17 protein-coding genes are annotated in these 18,167 nt (G+C 52.9%); 6 read left to right on the forward strand and 11 right to left on the reverse strand.

The features are described from left to right. Positions 1–47: 47 nt before the first annotated feature. Together fetA and fetB are read left to right on the forward strand one after the other, a co-directional pair. Positions 48–719: an iron efflux ABC transporter ATP-binding subunit FetA gene (gene fetA / locus D6C13_RS19435; RefSeq protein ID WP_120134314.1), complete on the forward strand. Its 672-nt coding sequence runs from the start codon at positions 48–50 to the stop codon at positions 717–719. Beyond that, positions 706–1,479, forward strand: coding sequence for an iron efflux ABC transporter permease subunit FetB (fetB, locus tag D6C13_RS19440; RefSeq protein WP_120134315.1), 774 nt, complete (start codon positions 706–708; stop codon positions 1,477–1,479). Before fetA ends, fetB begins: the two co-directional genes overlap by 14 nt. A 51-nt stretch (positions 1,480–1,530) precedes the next feature. Here fetB and D6C13_RS19445 read toward each other — a convergent pair whose 3' ends face one another. The 5 genes from D6C13_RS19445 to D6C13_RS19465 all read right to left on the reverse strand — a co-directional run bounded on the left by D6C13_RS19445 (position 1,531) and on the right by D6C13_RS19465 (position 6,878). After that, positions 1,531–2,226, reverse strand: a complete 696-nt coding sequence (locus D6C13_RS19445; RefSeq protein ID WP_120134316.1) for a GntR family transcriptional regulator — start codon at positions 2,224–2,226, stop codon at positions 1,531–1,533. Positions 2,227–2,332: 106 nt separating this feature from the next. Then, a complete protein-coding gene (locus D6C13_RS19450) occupies positions 2,333–2,929 on the reverse strand; it encodes a dual specificity protein phosphatase family protein (protein WP_244212724.1) in 597 nt (198 codons plus the stop codon). Between the two features lie 93 nt (positions 2,930–3,022). Continuing rightward, the gene (locus D6C13_RS19455; protein ID WP_120134318.1) at positions 3,023–4,753 is read right to left on the reverse strand and encodes an ABC transporter permease; all 1,731 of its coding nucleotides are present in this window, start codon (positions 4,751–4,753) and stop codon (positions 3,023–3,025) included. A 19-nt stretch (positions 4,754–4,772) separates the two neighbouring features. Further along, the gene (locus D6C13_RS19460) at positions 4,773–5,729 is read right to left on the reverse strand and encodes an ABC transporter substrate-binding protein (protein ID WP_244212726.1); all 957 of its coding nucleotides are present in this window, start codon (positions 5,727–5,729) and stop codon (positions 4,773–4,775) included. Positions 5,730–5,810: 81 nt separating this feature from the next. Further along, positions 5,811–6,878, reverse strand: a complete 1,068-nt coding sequence (locus D6C13_RS19465; RefSeq protein WP_120134320.1) for an ABC transporter ATP-binding protein — start codon at positions 6,876–6,878, stop codon at positions 5,811–5,813. Positions 6,879–7,198: 320 nt separating this feature from the next. Here D6C13_RS19465 and D6C13_RS19470 point away from each other — a divergent pair, with 320 nt between their 5' ends. Further along, positions 7,199–7,525 carry a type II toxin-antitoxin system RelE/ParE family toxin gene (locus D6C13_RS19470; protein ID WP_120134321.1) on the forward strand — a complete coding sequence of 109 codons (327 nt, stop codon included), beginning with the start codon at positions 7,199–7,201 and terminating at the stop codon, positions 7,523–7,525. Next, complete coding sequence (locus D6C13_RS19475) at positions 7,522–7,824, forward strand: helix-turn-helix domain-containing protein (protein ID WP_120134322.1); 303 nt, start codon at positions 7,522–7,524, stop codon at positions 7,822–7,824. Before D6C13_RS19470 ends, D6C13_RS19475 begins: the two co-directional genes overlap by 4 nt. Here D6C13_RS19475 and xdhC read toward each other — a convergent pair. From xdhC to guaD, 5 genes are read right to left on the reverse strand one after another with little or no spacing between them, the layout of a single operon-like run. Further along, complete coding sequence (gene xdhC / locus D6C13_RS19480) at positions 7,817–8,605, reverse strand: xanthine dehydrogenase accessory protein XdhC (RefSeq protein ID WP_120134323.1); 789 nt, start codon at positions 8,603–8,605, stop codon at positions 7,817–7,819. The genes D6C13_RS19475 and xdhC overlap by 8 nt on opposite strands. 11 nt (positions 8,606–8,616) lie before the next feature. Continuing rightward, the gene (xdhB, locus tag D6C13_RS19485; protein WP_120134324.1) at positions 8,617–11,016 is read right to left on the reverse strand and encodes a xanthine dehydrogenase molybdopterin binding subunit; all 2,400 of its coding nucleotides are present in this window, start codon (positions 11,014–11,016) and stop codon (positions 8,617–8,619) included. Next, positions 11,009–12,412: a xanthine dehydrogenase small subunit gene (gene xdhA / locus D6C13_RS19490; RefSeq protein WP_120134325.1), complete on the reverse strand. Its 1,404-nt coding sequence runs from the start codon at positions 12,410–12,412 to the stop codon at positions 11,009–11,011. The genes xdhB and xdhA overlap by 8 nt, the downstream gene beginning before the upstream one ends. Continuing rightward, positions 12,409–13,047, reverse strand: a complete 639-nt coding sequence (locus tag D6C13_RS19495) for a TetR family transcriptional regulator C-terminal domain-containing protein (RefSeq protein WP_120134326.1) — start codon at positions 13,045–13,047, stop codon at positions 12,409–12,411. Before D6C13_RS19495 ends, xdhA begins: the two co-directional genes overlap by 4 nt. Then, positions 13,044–14,396, reverse strand: coding sequence for a guanine deaminase (gene guaD / locus D6C13_RS19500; RefSeq protein ID WP_120134327.1), 1,353 nt, complete (start codon positions 14,394–14,396; stop codon positions 13,044–13,046). Before guaD ends, D6C13_RS19495 begins: the two co-directional genes overlap by 4 nt. A 253-nt stretch (positions 14,397–14,649) precedes the next feature. On the opposite strand from guaD, the gene D6C13_RS19505 reads away from it, so the two are divergent. Then, complete coding sequence (locus D6C13_RS19505; protein WP_120134328.1) at positions 14,650–15,216, forward strand: hypothetical protein; 567 nt, start codon at positions 14,650–14,652, stop codon at positions 15,214–15,216. Between the two features lie 175 nt (positions 15,217–15,391). Here the strand turns inward: D6C13_RS19505 and D6C13_RS19510 are convergent, their stop codons facing one another. Further along, positions 15,392–16,564, reverse strand: coding sequence for an ROK family transcriptional regulator (locus D6C13_RS19510; protein ID WP_208642915.1), 1,173 nt, complete (start codon positions 16,562–16,564; stop codon positions 15,392–15,394). 306 nt (positions 16,565–16,870) lie between these two features. Between D6C13_RS19510 and D6C13_RS19515 the strand changes: the two genes are divergently transcribed. After that, positions 16,871–18,121, forward strand: coding sequence for an extracellular solute-binding protein (locus D6C13_RS19515; protein WP_120134330.1), 1,251 nt, complete (start codon positions 16,871–16,873; stop codon positions 18,119–18,121). Positions 18,122–18,167 lie beyond the last annotated feature (46 nt).

Consider the following 18,167-nt stretch of genomic DNA (forward strand, 5'->3'; position numbering starts at 1 on the left):
CGAAGCAGGAGGAGTAAAAACTCTCCCGTTACCAAGGACCTCCCGGCGTGACCACCTCGACTGACCTCCTTCGTCTGCAAGACGTCTCTTTTACGCTCAACAATATTCCACTTCTTGAACCTGTTTCCCTCACCCTCAATCCGGGTGAATTCACGCTGCTAACCGGACCTTCGGGCAGCGGCAAAAGTACGTTGCTGAAGATCATTGCTTCGCTGCAAACCCCGACTGGCGGAAAGCTGTGGTTTAAAGGTGAGGATATCTCGCAGATTTTGCCGGAAACTTACCGCCAGCGCGTTTCTTACTGTTTCCAGACGCCGTCGCTGTTCGGCGAAACGGTGTATGACAATCTCGCCCTGCCTTATCAGATCCGCAATAAAAAGCCTGATGACGCCAAGCTTCGCGACTGGCTCAAACGGGTGAATTTATCCGAAGACATGCTGACCAAACGCACGCAGGAGCTTTCCGGTGGAGAAAAGCAGCGCGTCGCCCTGCTGCGTAATCTGCAATTTTTGCCGGATGTACTGCTGCTCGATGAGATCACCAGCGCACTGGATGAAGAAAATAAGACAAACATCAATGAGATCATCGCAAGCCTGGCAGACAAGGAGCGGATCGCCGTGTTGTGGGTTAGCCATGACCAGAATGAAATCCGCCACGCGAAACATGTCGTCACCCTGACCCGTCATTCACAAGGAAGCGCGGCTCATGAATCAGCATAATATTACCAACCAGTCTCTGGCTCTCGCGCTGATCCTGGTGGTCGTTGCCCTGCTCGTCAGCAAAAAAGAAAAACTCGGCCTCGAAAAAGACATTATCTGGAGCGTGGCCCGCGCCGTCGTTCAGTTAGTGATTGTCGGCTATGTGCTCAAATACATTTTTGACATCAATAACAGCCTGTTAACGGTACTGATGGTGCTGTTCATCTGCGTGAATGCCGCGCTGAACGCCAAAAAACGCAGCCGCAATATTGATAACGGTTTTATCATTTCGTTTATTGCCATTACGGTCGGCACTGCGCTGACGCTTTCTGTTCTGATCCTGAGCGGTTCGATTGAGTTTCTGCCCATGCAGGTTATCCCGATTTCGGGAATGATTGCCGGTAACGCCATGGTGGCGGTAGGTTTGTGCTACAGCAATCTGAACCAGCGTTTTCTCGATAATCAGCAAAAGATCCTCGAAATGCTGAGCCTCGGTGCGCCGGTAAAAATGGCTTCAGGACGGATTATTCGTGACAGTATTCGTGCGGCGATGATCCCGACGGTCGATGCGGCTAAAACGGTGGGCATTGTCAGTTTGCCGGGCATGATGTCCGGGCTGATATTTGCCGGTATCGATCCGGTAAAAGCCATCAAGTATCAGATTATGGTGACATTTATGCTGCTGGCGACGGCCAGTTTATCGACAATTATCGCCGGTTATCTGTCTTATAAGCGTTTCTACAATGACCGTGCGCAGCTGCGCGATTTGAAATCATCGTAATATGTCATTGCCCGTCGGCGGTTCACTGACGGGCACCCTGCCTTTGCGGCGTTATAAATCAGACAACACCTGACGTAAATTCACTTCCCCTGCGCCGTCATCATCAAGATCCAACACCCCTTCCAGATCGTCGAGATGTTCCTGCATGATTTCTGCTGCCTGGGTGTTGTCCCCGGCTTCGAGCGCATCAATGATTGCCTGATGCTCATCACACTGGCATGAAGGGACTTCATTGCGCTGATACAGCGCGACAATCAAAGAACTGCGCACCATCAGATTCGACAAAATTTCACTGAGCACTTCGTTACCTGAAATTTCGCCCAGTATCAGATGAAACTCACTTAATTCCCGCACCACGGCGCGGCGGTCTTCAGATTGGACCGCTTCACGCTCACCGCGCAAATGGGTGGTGATCCGATGGCGATGACGGCGGATGACGTCCGGACCGATACATTCAACGATCGCACGCTCAATCGCGCGGCGGGCAATAAAGACTTCCCGCGCCTCTTTCGCAGTTGGCTGAGCCACCATCGCGCCGCGGTTAGGTTCAATGGTAACAATACGCTGTAACGCCAGGCGCTGTAAGGCGACCTGAACATGATTACGGTTGGCGCTGAGTGCCTCAACGAGTTGTGATTCAACCAGACGTGTTCCGGGGCGCAGGCGGTGCCGGGCGATGGCTTTTGATAAAACGTCGACAATGCGCTGAACTTCCAGCTGCTTGGCGGTTGTAGTGGGATTATTCATGGAATGCTAAATGGCCTCTTTCTGGCAGTTTCCGTGCAAGCTAACATCAACGGTTTGCTTTCGTCATTAGTAAATGACGTCAAACCTGCAATCACCGGCATGCCGTTCAGGAGGCAGCTATCCTGCCAAACCAGCTTTTGACTGGCAATTCAGCCACCTGACGGATGAGCGTCATCAGCGGTTCGCAAGGATACGTCTCGTCCAGACCACGCAATTCACGTAAAAATGCCAGCGCTGCCTGAGGTGTAGGAAAACGTTCGGACTGAGTGAAATACAGATACAGCGCCAGGACCGCCACAGAACGGCTGCGCCCGCCACGACAATGCACCAGCACATTAGCGGCGCGATGTGGCGGATAACTGACTTTTCCCGGACTGGCCTGCCCCAGTAAACCATCGAGTGCCAGAACGGCTGACAGCAGATGACTGACGGTATTCCCCGCGCCATCAATCAACCCGATTTGCGTTCGCCGCAGCCAGGTGCTGTCAGGTAAGGCCAGATTGCCGAGCTGTAAATTCACAGCCGTATTCAGGGCGGAGGTAATATTGTGCTGATGCAGTAAATAAGCATCCTGCGCCGCAGGGCCATTTCCCAGATACAACCAGCGATGATGCTGGCCAGTAACCGGCACAATTTTGATGAGTAAAGGTCTGCTGTCTTCTTCTTGTACGGCCTGCTTACGTGATTGAAGGGTATCAGTCATTATCATCTTCCGGACGTCAGTGAGTTCAAGCACGTTAGCACATCAGAAAAAAGCAAACCTTTGCCTGTTTAGCAGTTTAACGACTTTTACGATTCAGACCCGCCACGGCAATACGCCTTCAGGAAGCCGGCGCGCAAACAGCGAGGCCAGCAACATAAACCCCAGTACCACACCAATCATCAGGCAACCCACCGCAGCGGCCAGCGTCGACGAGCCGCCCTCATCCAGAAATACAATCATCGGCCCGAGGGTTTGTGTCCCGGAAGTCACCAGTAAAATAGACACCTGAATTTCGTTGAGTGCGGTGAGAAAGACCAAAATTGTGCCAGCCATCGCGGAAGGTGCAGCCAGCGGCATCAGGATATCGCGCATTCTTCGCAGAAATCCGGCACCAAAGATTTGCGCGGCTTCATCAAGCGAGCGTTCAATCTGGGCGAATCCGGCCAGCGTCGGACGCAATACCAGCGCCATAAAATTAGAAAGATAAGCCGCCAGAATGATCCAGACAGTGCCGTACAGGCTGATATGCAGCAGCGGCAGTGGTCTGAGGAAAAACAGTATCGCTGCAATCCCCGTCACAATCCCCGGCAGTGCATAGGCCAGTTCCGTGGATAACTGCAAAATACGCACCAGCCGCGTGCGTTGCCAGCTGAGGAAATAGGCCAGAAACAACGAGGCGATGGTCAGTATCACCGCTGTCATCACGGTCAGCCCCAGGCTGGTCATAAAGGCATTGCGGATAGCCGGATAACCAAACAAGGCATTGGCATAATTGCTCAGCGTCAGGCTTTGTATCGTCAGCGCCTGACCAAAACCTGTCGTCAGGGAAGTGGTCAGCAATGCGCAAAGCGGCAGGATGAGTGTCAGCAACATCCATGCCCACACAATAATCTCCACCGGCAACCGCCAGCGACCCATTGACTGATGCAGAGCCCGCGGCGTACCGGTGACCCGCACATCATAACGCCCGCCCAGCCAGCGGCTGAACATCAGACCTGCAAGCGTAATCGTTGCAATCAGTAAAGAAAGCACCGCCATATCCGCCAGTGACGATGCGCCCACGCTGTTGAGTTGCTGATATACCAGGGTGATAAGTGTCGGGACCCGCCCCGGAATGCCCAGCATCGCCTGAATACCGAAATTGCCCGCTGAGGTGACAAAAGACAGCGCCACGCCAGCAAAAATAGCCGGACGTACCAGCGGTAAAATCACGGTAAACAGCACCCGCCACGGTTTTGCTCCCCCGCTGCGTGCCGCTTCCACCAGTTCAGCCGGGAGCCTGCGCAGTCCGGCGCGAACCATCAGAAAGACCAGCGGCGCGTTATGCAGGCCGAGCAAGATAATGATGCCCTCTAGCGAATACAGCGGCGAAGGTGAACCGGCGGGTAAACTGAGTCTGAGAAATTGCAAAACCGGACTCAAAGGTGAAAGCGCCTGTACCCAGGCCAGCGCCGTGACTTGCGGTGGGATCATCAGTGGCAAAATAAACGTAAATACCCACGCCTGTTTGCCACGCAGATTAGTCAGCGCAATCAGCAGCGCCGCAATTGTGCCGAGCAACATGGCCAGTAGTGTAGAAACGATGGCAATCGTCAGCGTATTCAGCGTGGCGGTCACCACTTTCCGGGTGCCCAGCAGATGGGTTAACCGCGTGATGTCCGGTACGCCTTCAGGTGCAACCGCTGCCCACACCAGCCGTGTCAGAGGGGCTATCGATAATATTCCTATCAGCAGCGTCAGCCCCCAGAGCACCACTTTTTCACTGCCCGGCCACCCGCGGCGTGAAGAGGCGGCGCGGCGCTGGATTTCACTCATCACGCTCATTGGCCCGTCCTTAGTCGTGTCAGCCGCCAAAGATTTCAGTGAATTTTGCGCGAACAGCCTGGTCATCAGCCACCGCTTTATCCGAATCGAGGGTCAGCAGTTTAATTGAATCCATCGGTGCAAAACCTTCTGGTGCGGCGACGCTGGCATCAATCGGACGGTTGCCCTGCTTCGCCACCAGTTGCTGACCCTGAGGTGATAACATGAAGTCAACGAACGCTTTTGCCGCTGGCACATTGTGCGCACCGGAAAGAATCGCGACCGGTTCAGTCACAAATGAAGCCCCTTCTTTCGGATACACCAGGTCAATCGGCGAGCCCTGCTTTTTGGCACGGATAATATCCGCGTCGGTGATCACGCCGTATTTCGCCATCCCGCTGGCAACGGCTTTCAGTGCCGGACCGTTCCCACCTTCCGGTGCAATGCCGTTTGCCGCCAGTTTCTGATAAAACGCCCAGCCAATGTCTGGCGTGTTAATCGCCGTATGCAGATGATATAACGCCGCACCGGAATATAACGGGCTTGGCACCGCCACCTGGCCTTTGTTTTGCGGATCGGTCAGCGCCATCCAGCTGTCGACAGGTTTAGCATTTTTAGTGTTATACGCAATCACCGTGGCAATGATTTTGGTACCAAACCAGGTTTTATCTTTGTCATAAAAATTCGGGCTGATGTTCCCCACCGGCGCATCGGCATAAGCCATGAGTTTGCCGTCTTTTTTTAGCGCACCAAGATTGATGGAATCCGCTACCAGCAACACATCGGCTTTCACATCCCCGGCCATCATTTCCGTCTGCAAGACATTCATTAACTGCGTGGTGCCGTTACGCGTCCATTCCACCTGAATATCCGGGTAAGCCGCTTTAAATGCATCAATCGTCTGTTGTGCAATTTCCGGTGCCTGCGAGGTGTACACCACCAGCTTGCCTGATACAGTATCCGCAGCGAATACCGGAACCGCTATTGCCAGTGCCATAGTCAGAGTCAAAGTCAGCGCGCGGGAAGATAATTTTATTCTGTTAAACATGTGCATAGCCCTGTCTTAAAGAAATGAAATTTACTGAGGAATTATCCATCCGTCGGCAATAGTAAAGGTGACATTGTCACCAATATGCCATGATTTTTCCGCCGGGGAATGTAGTGATAAACGCAGTTCAGGAGCGTTGTGAGGTGCAACGTCAATCTGGTGATAGCCGCCACGATAAATCACCCGCGTGATCTGCGCAGCGATACCCTGCTCACCAGGTTGTGCAAAGCGTAAGCCAGCGGCATGAACACACACCCCTGCACGGCCAACAGCCTGCTGATCAGGCGATGCCCGCAACCGGACAAGCAACCCTAAAACCTCTGCCAGAGCAATACCGCTTTCTGCCAGCCGGATGTTTTGTGCCGGAATAACACGTCCGTCATCGATAAAGGTCGCGACCATGGCGTTAGCCGGTTCACGGTACAACGTTTGCGGCGTAGCGAACTGCATCACCTTGCCCTCGTTCATCACCACCACGCGGTCGGCAATCGCCATCGCTTCCTGCTGATCGTGTGTGATATAGAGCAAGGTCGCACCGGTATGCTGATGAAAACGGCTGAACTCCTCTTCCATCGCCGCACGCAAATGCACATCGAGATTCGCCAGCGGCTCATCCAGCAGTACCACACCGGGGCGTGTCACCAGACAACGGGCCAGTGCCACACGCTGCCGCTGTCCACCGGACAAATCTGACGGGCGACGCGTCGCATAATCACCTAATCCGACCAGCGTCAGCGCATCCTGCGTGCGCGTGCGTCGTTCGTTGCGATCCACACCCGCCACTTTCAGGCTATAGGCCACGTTCTCTTCAACTGACATGTGCGGCCACAGCGCGTAATTCTGAAACACGATCCCCAGCTCACGTTTTTCCGGCGCCACATGAATGTCAGGCGATGAAAACAGGCGGTCCCCCACGGTGATCGTGCCGCTGTTGACCGGCTCAAATCCGGCAATCGTGCGCAGTAGGGTCGTTTTTCCACAGCCGGATGGCCCGAGCACTGCCACGAACTCGCCGTGGCGAATATGCAATGAAACATCATTTAACACCGGCTGGGTGGTGAAGGATTTACTCAGGTGGGAAATCTGGATAGCAGACATGCGTCGGAGGTTTCCTCATTTCGGCACTGGCCAGTTCGATGAGGAAACAAATTACTGCGGTTTTGTGACTGTTTTATGAACGGCTTGCGAAGGTTTGGTATGCCCGTAGTTTCAGGAAATTATTTTTTGCGAGACGTCGCGAAGGAAAACACCGTCATTCAGATTACAGCGATAAAGAGAGACAAAATGCCGGCTCGTGATGACACGAATGGGAGGAAGCAGCAGAAAACGTGACACTGCTTCCCGTTTAAAAAGAATCATAAATGATTACTTTTCATTTGAACAAAGAGTAATCATAATCCACCGCAAGGAAAGCGATTGTGTACGACGTAACCCTGTTGTCCTGTGCTCAGAAAACATTGCTTAAATTACCTATGACTCTCTATGCAGCTGTCGTTGATGCTCTTGAAGAACTTGAGAACTACGGGGCAGATCTGAAAGAGCCATTGGTCAGATACGTTGGAAATGGATTACGTGAGATTCGTGTTACCAGCCGGGATAGTCTGGGCAGAGCGTTTTACTTTTTTATGAAGGGTCGGCGTATTTACGTCGTCCATATACTGCATAAAAAGACCGACAAGACGCCTTCCCACGATTTAGAACTGGCTGTAAAACGTATGAAAACTATCAAAAGGAATGAAGCATGAAAGACGATGATAACAACTATGAACTGATCCCCTTCAGCGTCGTTAAAGCCGAAGCAATGAAGGATCCTGAATTTGTCGCTGCTTACGCCGCCCACAAAATGCATAAAAAGATGGTTGCCGATCTTAAGGCCATGCGAATTGCAGAATCTCTGACACAGGAAGACATTGCAAAACGTACCGGAATGAAGAAGCAAAACATCAGTCGTTTTGAAAACGGTGTCGCTTGCCCCACGCTCAATACCGTAAGCCGGTATGCCGTTGCGCTCGGCGGCACCTTTGAATTTAAAAAACTCAGCTGACCTTCAGGCTGTGCGCCCCGTAAGCGGCAATAAACTCTCCGGCAATTGCCACGGCGATTTCTGCCGGGAGTTTGCCCCGCACATCGGGCAGCCCGACCGGGCATCGCATTCTTGCCAGTTGTTCATCTGCAATTCCTTTGCCGGATAAGCGATAGTCAAAGCGTTTACGCTTGGTATCAGAACCAATGAGCCCGAAATAGCGGAAATCGCCGCGTTTCAGGATGCGCTCACTCAGGGCGAAATCCAGCTGATGATCGTGCGTCAATACCATGAAGTAGCTGTCAGCAGGCATTTGCGCCACGGTGCCTTCCGGCTCCTCATCAACGATGCAGGTAATTTGCGGATCCACCTGTGCAGGAAACTCACTGGCGCGCGCATCCACCCAGGTAATACGGCAAGGCAATGTGCTGAGAATATTCACCAGTGCCCGACCGACATGTCCCGCGCCATAGATAACCACATGCGGCTGCGGTTGTCCCAACGGCTCAAGCAGGACTGATGCCATTCCGCCGCAACATTGCCCAAGTCGGGCGCCTAACGAAAATCGTTCGAAACGGGACGTTTTCGCTACCCGCTTCAACATTTCACGCGCCATCGCGGTGACCTGAAACTCCAGATTACCGCCGCCAAGCGTAAAAAATTGCTGACTGGCGGTGACCAGCATCTTGCTACCCGCATCCCGCGGCGTGGACCCCTGATTATCCACCAGCGTCGCCACCACGCAGGGCTCGCCGCGCTGTTGCAGGTCGTGCAGACGGGTTATCCAGTCATCAGTACGCATGTGAACCTCCGTTAGCCGGTGACTTTAACGTGTTTGGAAGAATCATAAGTGACAACGTCATCTGAAAAATGCAGCTGATTCACTGCGTTAAGCACTCTTTCCGGCGTCGCGGGCGCATCGATATGCGGATGAACCCGGTAATCAGCCAGGCTGGCAACGGCATCTTTAATCGCACACCAGACCGAAATACCGAGCATAAACGGCGGTTCGCCGACGGCTTTGGAATGGAAAACGGTGTCTTCCGGGTTCTTGCGGTTCTCCACCAGTTTTACGCGTAAATCCTGCGGTATATCGCCAATTGCAGGGATTTTGTATGCCGCAGGACCGCTGGTCATCAGGCGTCCTTTGTCATTCCACACCAGTTCTTCAGTGGTCAGCCAGCCCATGCCTTGTACAAATCCGCCTTCCACCTGGCCGATATCAATTGCCGGATTCAGTGAATCGCCGACGTCGTGCAGGATGTCCGCACGCAGCAGTTTGTATTCACCGGTCAGGGTGTCCACCAGCACTTCCGCGCAGGCCGCACCGTAGGAGAAATAATAAAAAGGATGTCCGGCTGCTTTGCTGCGATCGTAGAAAATCTTCGGCGTTTTGTAATAACCGGTGCTGGAAAGCGGCACCTGATTCAGCCAGCACTGCGTAGCGACCTGTTCAAAACTGAAATACTGATTTTTAACCCGCACCTGACCGTTGCTGAAGGCGATTTCATTTTCCTGCGCATCGTGAACACGAATCAGCATTTCAATCATGCGCCCTTTGATGATTTCAGCCGCGTTTTGCGCCGCTTTTCCGTTGAGATCCGCACCGCTGGAGGCGGCAGTCGGCGAAGTATTCGGCACTTTGCCGGTATCGGTGGCGGTGATCTGAATGCGGCTGATATCCACCTGAAACACTTGCGCCACGACCTGTGCCACTTTGGTGTTCAGACCCTGTCCCATTTCGGTGCCGCCGTGGTTGAGCTGAATACTACCGTCGGTGTACACCAGAACCAGCGCGCCCGCCTGATTGAGAAAGCTGGCGGTGAAGGAAATGCCGAATTTCACCGGTGTCAGCGCCAGTCCCTTTTTCAGATAAGGATGGATGCGGTTAAATTCAGTGACAGCGTCACGTCTGGCGGTGTATTGAGCGCTGTCTTCCAGCTGTTGCGTCATTTCCTGCAACAGATTTTGCCCGACCGGCTGGTGGTAATGGGTCACGTTACGGCTTTCCTGACCGTAATAATTGTTTTTACGCACCGTCAGCGGATCCATCCCCAGTTCGCGGGCGATGTGATCGACGATGTGCTCAATCGCCACAATCCCCTGCGGGCCACCAAATCCGCGATAAGCGGTATTCGATGCCATATTGGTTTTGCAGCGGTAGCCGGTGATCAGCGCGTCGCCGAGGTAATAGGCATTATCGGAATGGAACATCGCCCGGTCGACGATCGAACCAGAGAGATCCAGCGAATAACCGCAGTTAGCCGCCAGTTTAATGTCGATGCCGTGAATGATACCGTCATCATTAAACCCCACGTCATAACTGACATGGAACGGATGGCGTTTACCGGTGATCAGCATATCGTCCTGACGCGCCAGCCGCATTTTCGCCGGACGGCCGGTCAGATGCGCGGCCAGTGCAGCAAGGCAAGCCGTGCCTGCTGCCTGCGTTTCTTTGCCGCCAAAACCACCGCCCATGCGGCGCATATCGACCACCACTTTGTGCATCGGCAAACCGAGCACCGACGCAACCAGCTTTTGCACTTCTGTCGGATGTTGTGTCGAGCTGTACACCAGCATCGCGCCGTCCTCACCTGGCATCACCGAGGCAATCTGCGTCTCAAGATAAAAATGCTCCTGCCCGCCGATTTCCAGTGCGCCCTGCAAACGGTGCGGCGCACAGGCCAGCGCCATTTCAGCATCGCCGCGTTTATGCTGATGCGGCTCTTCCACGTAATGTTCCAGCGCCAGCGCCTGTTTCACAGTCAGCACCGCATCACGCGGCAGATACTCTACTTTCGCCAGCGCCACTGCGGCACGGGCGGCTTCCATGGACGTTGCTGCTACCACCAGCACAATCTGCCCGACATAGTGCACAGTGCCCTGCGCCATCAGCGGATCACCGTGAGTCAGCGGCGCAATGTCCAAATTGCCCGGCACATCTTCAGCAGTCATCACCCGCACCACGCCCGGCACGGCATAACAAGGTTCGGTATCGATATGCAAAATGTCGGCATGAGCATGCGGGCTGAGCAGCGGCACCAGATGCAGCTGATTGGGGAATTCCAGCCGGTCATCGATATACACCGCTTCGCCGCTGACGTGTTTATCGGCGCTTTCATGTTTCTGGCTTTTACCGACGCCGCTTTGCAGCCCCGCCCTGAACAGAGTTTCCATCTCAGTCTGAGAAAGAGCCGGTTTGGATTCAGACATAGTGAGTTACCCGCATCAGTGTTTCCGGAGAAGTCATTTCGATATGGCAGCGACGCAGCAGATTTTTCGCCACCTGCATGCGGTATTCGCGGCTGGCACGAAAGTCGCTGATCGGTGTGAAATCCATTTCCAGCGCCTGACAGGCACGCTCGACCGTCGCCGTTTGCCACGGTTGTCCGAGTAACTGTGCTTCGCAGCAACTGGCCCGTTTCGCCACTTCCGCCATACCACCAAATGCCACGCGGGCATGGATCACAACACCGTTTTGCACTTCGATATGCAAAGCAGCGCAGACGGCAGAAATATCGTCTTCCAGACGTTTCGACACTTTGTATATCCGCAACTGGCGCGCCGGAGAAGCGTTGCGCGGAATAAGGATTTGTTCGATAAATTCGCCCGGCTGCAACGCCGTTTTGCGGTAGCCGAGGAAGAACTGATCGAGCGGTAATTCGCGCTGTTCAGCGCCACGCCGCAGCAACAGTGTCGCCCCCAGCGCCAGCAAGACAGGGCCGCCGTCACCGATAGGCGAAGCGTTGGCGATGTTACCGCCCAACGTACCCTGATTACGGATTTGTTGTGAGGCAAAGCGTTCCAGCAGTTCGCCGAATTCGGGGAATTCATCACGTAAAACCGGCAGACACGCGCTCAGAGTTGCCGCCGCGCCAATGTGAATAGCCTGACCGGTCAGCGTAATGGCTTTGAGTTTGGGAATATGGCTCAGAGAAATGAGCTTCGGGATTGACTGATAACGCTGCGTGACTTCCAGCGCCAGATCGGTGCCCCCCGCCACCAGACGGGAATCAGGCTCGGTAAGATAACGTTCGGCCAGCTCATCAATAGTAACCGGTTGTCCGGTGGCAGAAATCGTCTTTAGTTTTTCCAGAGTTTGCTGCGCGTCACCATCAAACTGATCCGGCTGCGGCGCTTCACAGATGGCTTTTGCCGCATCCATGATCGGCCGATAACCGGTGCAGCGGCAAAGATTACCGGAAAGTGCGTGCCGAATATGTGCCACGCTGAAAGGCTGCTGCTGTTTTTCCAGTGTAAACAACGACATCACAAATCCCGGCGTGCAGAAACCGCATTGCGAGGCGTGATTATCCACCATCGCCTGCTGTACGTGATGCAGTTCGCCGCGATGCTTAAGATCCTCCACCGTGATCAGCTGTTTACCCTGCAGCGCGGGCATAAACGTCAGACAGGCGTTGACGGTGCGATAGCTCAGCGCATCGCCCTCCGGTTCAGCCAGCACCACCGTGCAGGCACCGCAGTCACCGGAGGCGCAGCCTTCTTTGGTGCCGCATCGCCCGGCATCCCGGCGCAGATATTGTAAAACGGTAGTATCGGCTGGCAGATTTACCGTCTGGATCCTGCCGTTCATCAGAAATTGGATCATGCGCAGTCTCCTTTCTTACAGCCGTTCAGAATCAGCGTGGTGACTTCATCAATGATGTGTTCGCGCGCCTGCTCATCGCCTTCGAAATTGCCGTACATGTGTTTCACCTGCACCGCGAAATCGGCGTAATACTGCGTCACCGCCCAGATATGCATGATGAACAGACGGGCATCCAGCGCGCGGATTTTCCCCTGCACAATCCACTGATGGATCAGGTTTTCTTTGCCGACAATATTCTGCGAGGCCTGCGGCCAGTATTTGTGAAGATAGTGACCACCACCGAGCACTTCGCTGGTAAAAATGCGTGACAGCTCCGGCTGATCGAAACTGAAGTTGAGTTTGTTACGGATATAGCGGCTCAGCACGGCTTCCGGCTCACTGAGTGACGGATCAAACTCAATGATGTCCCCCCAGACTTTCAGCACTTTCTGCAAGAGTTCTTCGTAAAGTTCTTCTTTACCGGCGATGTAATAATGCAGCTGGGCTTTTTTGATCCCCGCACGCCGGGCAATAGCCTGCGTCGTGGCGCCCTGAAAGCCCTTTTCACTGAATTCCGCAATAGCAGCAGCGTGGATGTTTTCCAGCGTGCGCTCGCGTGCTACGCGAACTTTGCCGCCTGTTTCATTGTTCATCATGCCGGACGTTCCCCCTGCAAAGCATCGCGTGCATAGACCTGTTCACCGTCCACATACGTGCTGTAAACATTGCGGTCGTCACCGAGGGTCATCAGCACAAACAGTTTTTCCGCCAGCGTTTTGCTGTTAGTGGCACGCAGCTTTTGCAGCGCACTGACGCCCGGCTCAAGCACCACGAAATCAGCCTCTTTACCGGTGTTGAAATTACCAATTTTGTCGTCAAGATGCAGCGCGCGCGCACCGCCCAATGTGGCGTGATAGAAGGCTTCGAAAGCGGATAAACGGTAGCGCTGAAGCTGCCCGACTTTGTAAGCTTCCGACAGGGTTTCCAGCATATTGAACGTGGTGCCGGCACCGACGTCAGTGCCCATACCGACACGAACCTGCTTGTGCCAGGATTTTTGCAAATTGAACAGGCCGCTGCCGAGAAACAGGTTGGATGTCGGGCAAAAAGCAATGGTCGAATCGGTGTCATGCAGGCAATCCCATTCGCTGTCATCCAGATGCAGACAATGCGCAAACACACAGCGCTCGCCGGTCAGGCCGTACTGATGATAAACGTCGAGATAATGCTGATGTTCAGGGTGCATTTCTTTCACCCATGACAACTCGGCGACGTTCTCGCTCAGATGGGTATGCATGTAAACGTCGGGGAATTCCTGTTTCAGCAGCCGCACTTTTTGCAGCAGTTCCGGGGAGGAGGTCGGCGCAAAGCGCGGCGTCAGCGCGTAGCTCAGACGTTGACGGTTGTGCCAGCGCGCAATCAGCGCGCGCGTGTCACGTTCGCTTTCATCAGGGGTTTCCAGCAAGGCGTCGGGGGCATTTTTATCCATCATCACTTTGCCTGCCACCAGCCGCATATTGATGTCGGCCGCTTCTTTAAACAGCGCATCGACAGATTCAGGATGCACGGTGCCAAACACCAGCGCCGTGGTGGTGCCGTTGAGTAACAACTGATCGAGGAAGAATTTAGACATGCGCTTTGAATAATCGGCGCAGTGATATTGTTGTTCAGTCGGGAAGGTATAACGGGTCAGCCACTCGAGCAGTTGTTCACCGTAAGCGCCGATCATTTCAGTTTGCGGATAGTGGATATGCGTATCGACAAAACCGGGCACGATCAGTTTGTCGCGAAAATCATCGATTTCCAGACCGGCGGTTTTTTGTGCCAGTGCCAGTCTGCCTTCCCCTTCCTGCCAACTGCCCAGCCAGACGATATGCCCGCCGCTGAGCAGCATCAGGCCATCTTCGATATAACGCACCTGCGCTTCAAAATCTTCCGGCCGTAAAACCGGCTCACGGATATCGAAGAAATTGCCGCGAACCGCGCGGGTGATGATCTGACTCATGGCATTGACCTTATCTAAAATATTTATCTTGATAAGATAAAAGCAAATCGCATGCCAAATCTGACCAGATAGTTCAACCAGTTGGTCTAACCATCTAAAAATTATTAAAACATAAATTTATATAACTATTTAGTAAAAGAAGTACTACAAATAATAATTGGCGCTTTATTATTCATGATAAAATGCTCACTACAAATTATTGCGTGAATAATACATGCCATCTTATTTATTACATGAATAGCTGGAGCTGAAATTGAAACGTAACTTCGCAATTGACCAAAACAAAATATTACAAGAGCATAATTTAACTATTGACCCTGATATTAGAGATGGCCTGTGCGCTGGCATGGTTATCGAATGGCTAAGGCGTGAAATTTCAGGGCAGCGGCAATCGGGTATACGTTATCGACATGCTGAGGATTTCACATCAAGGCAACGCAGTTTCGATCTTCATTATGAAGTAAAAAAAGAACTTCCTCTTGCATTAAAAAGCGATAGTTTTACTTCAACACTTATCTGTAATTCTAAAGCCCAGGATTTAAGTTTTCACCTTCGCGCAGTAAGCGCGGGTTTCTTTTGTCTGGGCCTGTTCCCGGATGCCGAACACCTGAATGGTCACATGATAGGGCTGGCAATTGAGGATGGTCGGTACAGGATTTTTGACCCCAATCATGGCGAGTTTGAAACAACGAATAAACATGTACCTAATATGGCATTGTTAAAATGTCAGAAATTTATTTCCACTCATTACCTCTCTGTCAGTTCTGCACGTATGGAAATTTACGAATTAAAGAGAAAATTTACAACTTCACCTTTTTAAAGCTTTTAATATGAAAAAATCCGTACTGAACTGGCACTAAATCAAACCACATTGAAATGGTGCCGCACTCATCCCTATTCGATATCTTTCATATTTTCTAAATAATAAACTTTGATAAAAACAAATAATACCGGATTAGGGAAATTTAAATAAATACAACAAAACTGTGCTGAGTTTATTTCAGTAACACTTCATACTGCGGATTGAACTCATCGAAGATAGGCAGCGCTGCCGCACCGAGTGCCGCCGTATCACTGCCGGACATGCCCAGACGAATACGGGCACTCTGCGCGTAACGACTACGTACCGAGTTGTAGAGCGGCGTCAGGCGCTGAATCAGCTTTTCCACCAATGGCTTAGGCATGGTGCCACCTATCACCACGCTCTGCGCATCGAACACACATTCCATGATATTGATGGCCTGCAACGCCGGCTCAACGGCGGTATCCAGCCAGCTGTCGAACAGTTTTTCATCGACATTCAGCAGATCTTCCGGCATCGCAGACATCGGATCCAGGCCGCAGGCTTCGTATGCCGCCTGCAAAGAAACATAGCGTTCCAGGCAGCCTTTGTTGCCGCAATAGCATTCGCGTCCGCCCGGTTGCACCACAATGTGGCCGACCTCGCCCGCATTGTGTGCATGACCGGTATAAATTCGCCCGTCGGTGAAGATGCCTGCACCAAGTCCGGTGCCGATATACAGATACACAAAGGACGATAATTGCTTGGCCACGCCGTGAAAACGTTCGCCTATCGCGGCGACGGTCGCATCGTTTTCCAGCGTGACCGGCCAGCCGGTCGCAGCGCTTAAACGGGCTTCAATATCAACGTGATCCCAGCCGTGCAGCGTAGTCGGGCCTTGTGAAGAAATCCCTTCCACACCAAACGGCCCCGGCATCACCACGCCAACACCCAGAATTTTTCGCCAGTCGATTTTCACCTGTTGGCGCATTTCTTGCAAAACCTGATTGATAAGGGCCAGCGTGGGCTCTGGCTGAGGTTTCTGCACATGGATCAGTTTGCGAAAGCGAACGGTTCCGGTCAGATCTACCAGCACAATCAGCAGCGACTGATGATCAAGATGGATGCCGATGGAATAGGCGCTGTCAGGATTGAGTGTCAGTGGCGTTGCTGGTTGACCACGCCCTCCCGCACGTCGCGGCAGGTGGGAAGATAAAATTCCTGCCTGCTCGAGTTCGGTGGCAATGTTGGAAACGGTTTGCGGAGTCAGTGACGTCAGCCGGGCAATTTCGGCACGGGTGAGTTCACCATTGAGGCGAATGGCTTCAATCACCACCCGACGATTGTGAGCACGGGCGTGCTCAAGATTAGTGCCAGAAGTTGTTATCACGGCTGATACCCCACGGGAAACCTGCTGGCAGTATGCTGGCACTGAATACAGCAATCAAATTGATTTTATAATTAACATAATATGAATATGGCGGTCGCATCACAGCTTTCGATGTTATTGGTATGTTAATAATAATCGCCAGTCACTATTCGCTTTCAGTTGTTTTGAGATCCACATTAAGACCCGGTAGCAAAGTAATCATCCGGCAGGGACGCAGGGTTACCCAGGAGGTATCCCATTTTTTTAGCCGATTAAAGCAATCAAATTGATTTAATAAACTTAACCCTGTTTCGGAGAATGATGATGAGCCTACGACTTACCCCTGCGGCCACCCTGTGCGCCCTCTCTGCCCTGACCCTGGGATATTCCGTCAATGCACTGGCAGAAACTACGCTCAGTGCCCTGTTCATGACGCAGGCGGCGTACAGTGAAGCCGATATCCGCGCCATGACGGCTGATTTCACTAAGCAGCATCCGGATATCAAAGTGAATCTGGAATTTGTTCCGTACGAAGCGCTGCACGACAAAATCGTTGCCGCGCGCGGTGCCGGTGACAAAGGCTATGACGTGGTTTTATTCGATGCCATCTGGCCGGCTGAATTCAACAAATACGGCCTGCTGCAGGACGTGACGGCGCGTATTCCTGCTGATGAAAGCAGCAAAATTTTTGACGGCGCGATTTCTACCGTGACCTACAAAGACAAACGCTGGGGCATGCCGTGGATCCTCGACACCAAATATCTTTATTACAACAAAGCCATGCTGGCGAAAGCCGGGATCACCACCCCGCCTGCCACCTGGGCTGACGTCGAGAAGCAATCTGAGATCCTCAAAGAAAAAGGCATCGTGAAATACCCGCTGGTCTGGAGCTGGTCTCAGTCCGAAGCGTTACTGTGCGACTACACCACGCTGGTTTCTGCGTTCAAGGGGGATTTCTACAAAGACGGCAAGCTGAACTTCACCAATTCCGGCGCCATGAAGGCCATTAATTACATGAAAGAGACGCTGGATAAAGGGCTGACCAACCCGAACTCCCGTGAGTATCTGGAAGAAGACGTGCGTAAGTCCTTCTCCAACGGCGATGCCGCTTTCGCGCTGAACTGGACCTACATGTACAACATGGCCAACGATCCGAAACAGAGCAAAGTGGCCGGTGAGGTGGGCGTGGTACCGGCTCCGGGTGAAACCGCAGGGGGCGCTTCCGGCGTCAACGGCTCGATGGGTCTGGGCATCGCCAAAGCCAGTGCGCATCCGGATCAGGCCTGGGAATACATCAGCTATATGACCTCGCAGCCGGTGCAGAACAAATACGCCAAACTGAGCCTGCCAATCTGGAAATCTTCTTATGAAGATCCGGCGGTGCAGAAAGATCAGGAGCAGTTGATCGCGGCGGCGAAAACCTCGCTGAACGTGATGTTGTCGCGCCCGGTGACGGCCGATTACTCGCGTCTGTCCAACATTTTGCAGCAAAACATTCAGGCGGTATTGCAGGGTAAAACTCCGGCAAAAGACGGTATGGAAGCCGCAACAACCGCCGCTGACCGTTTACGTTAATTTCTTTAAAGCCAACACTACAATTAAGCCCGCCCGGTTTCGGCCG

The organism is Rahnella woolbedingensis (genome assembly GCF_003602095.1).
Taxonomy (GTDB): domain Bacteria; phylum Pseudomonadota; class Gammaproteobacteria; order Enterobacterales; family Enterobacteriaceae; genus Rahnella; species Rahnella woolbedingensis.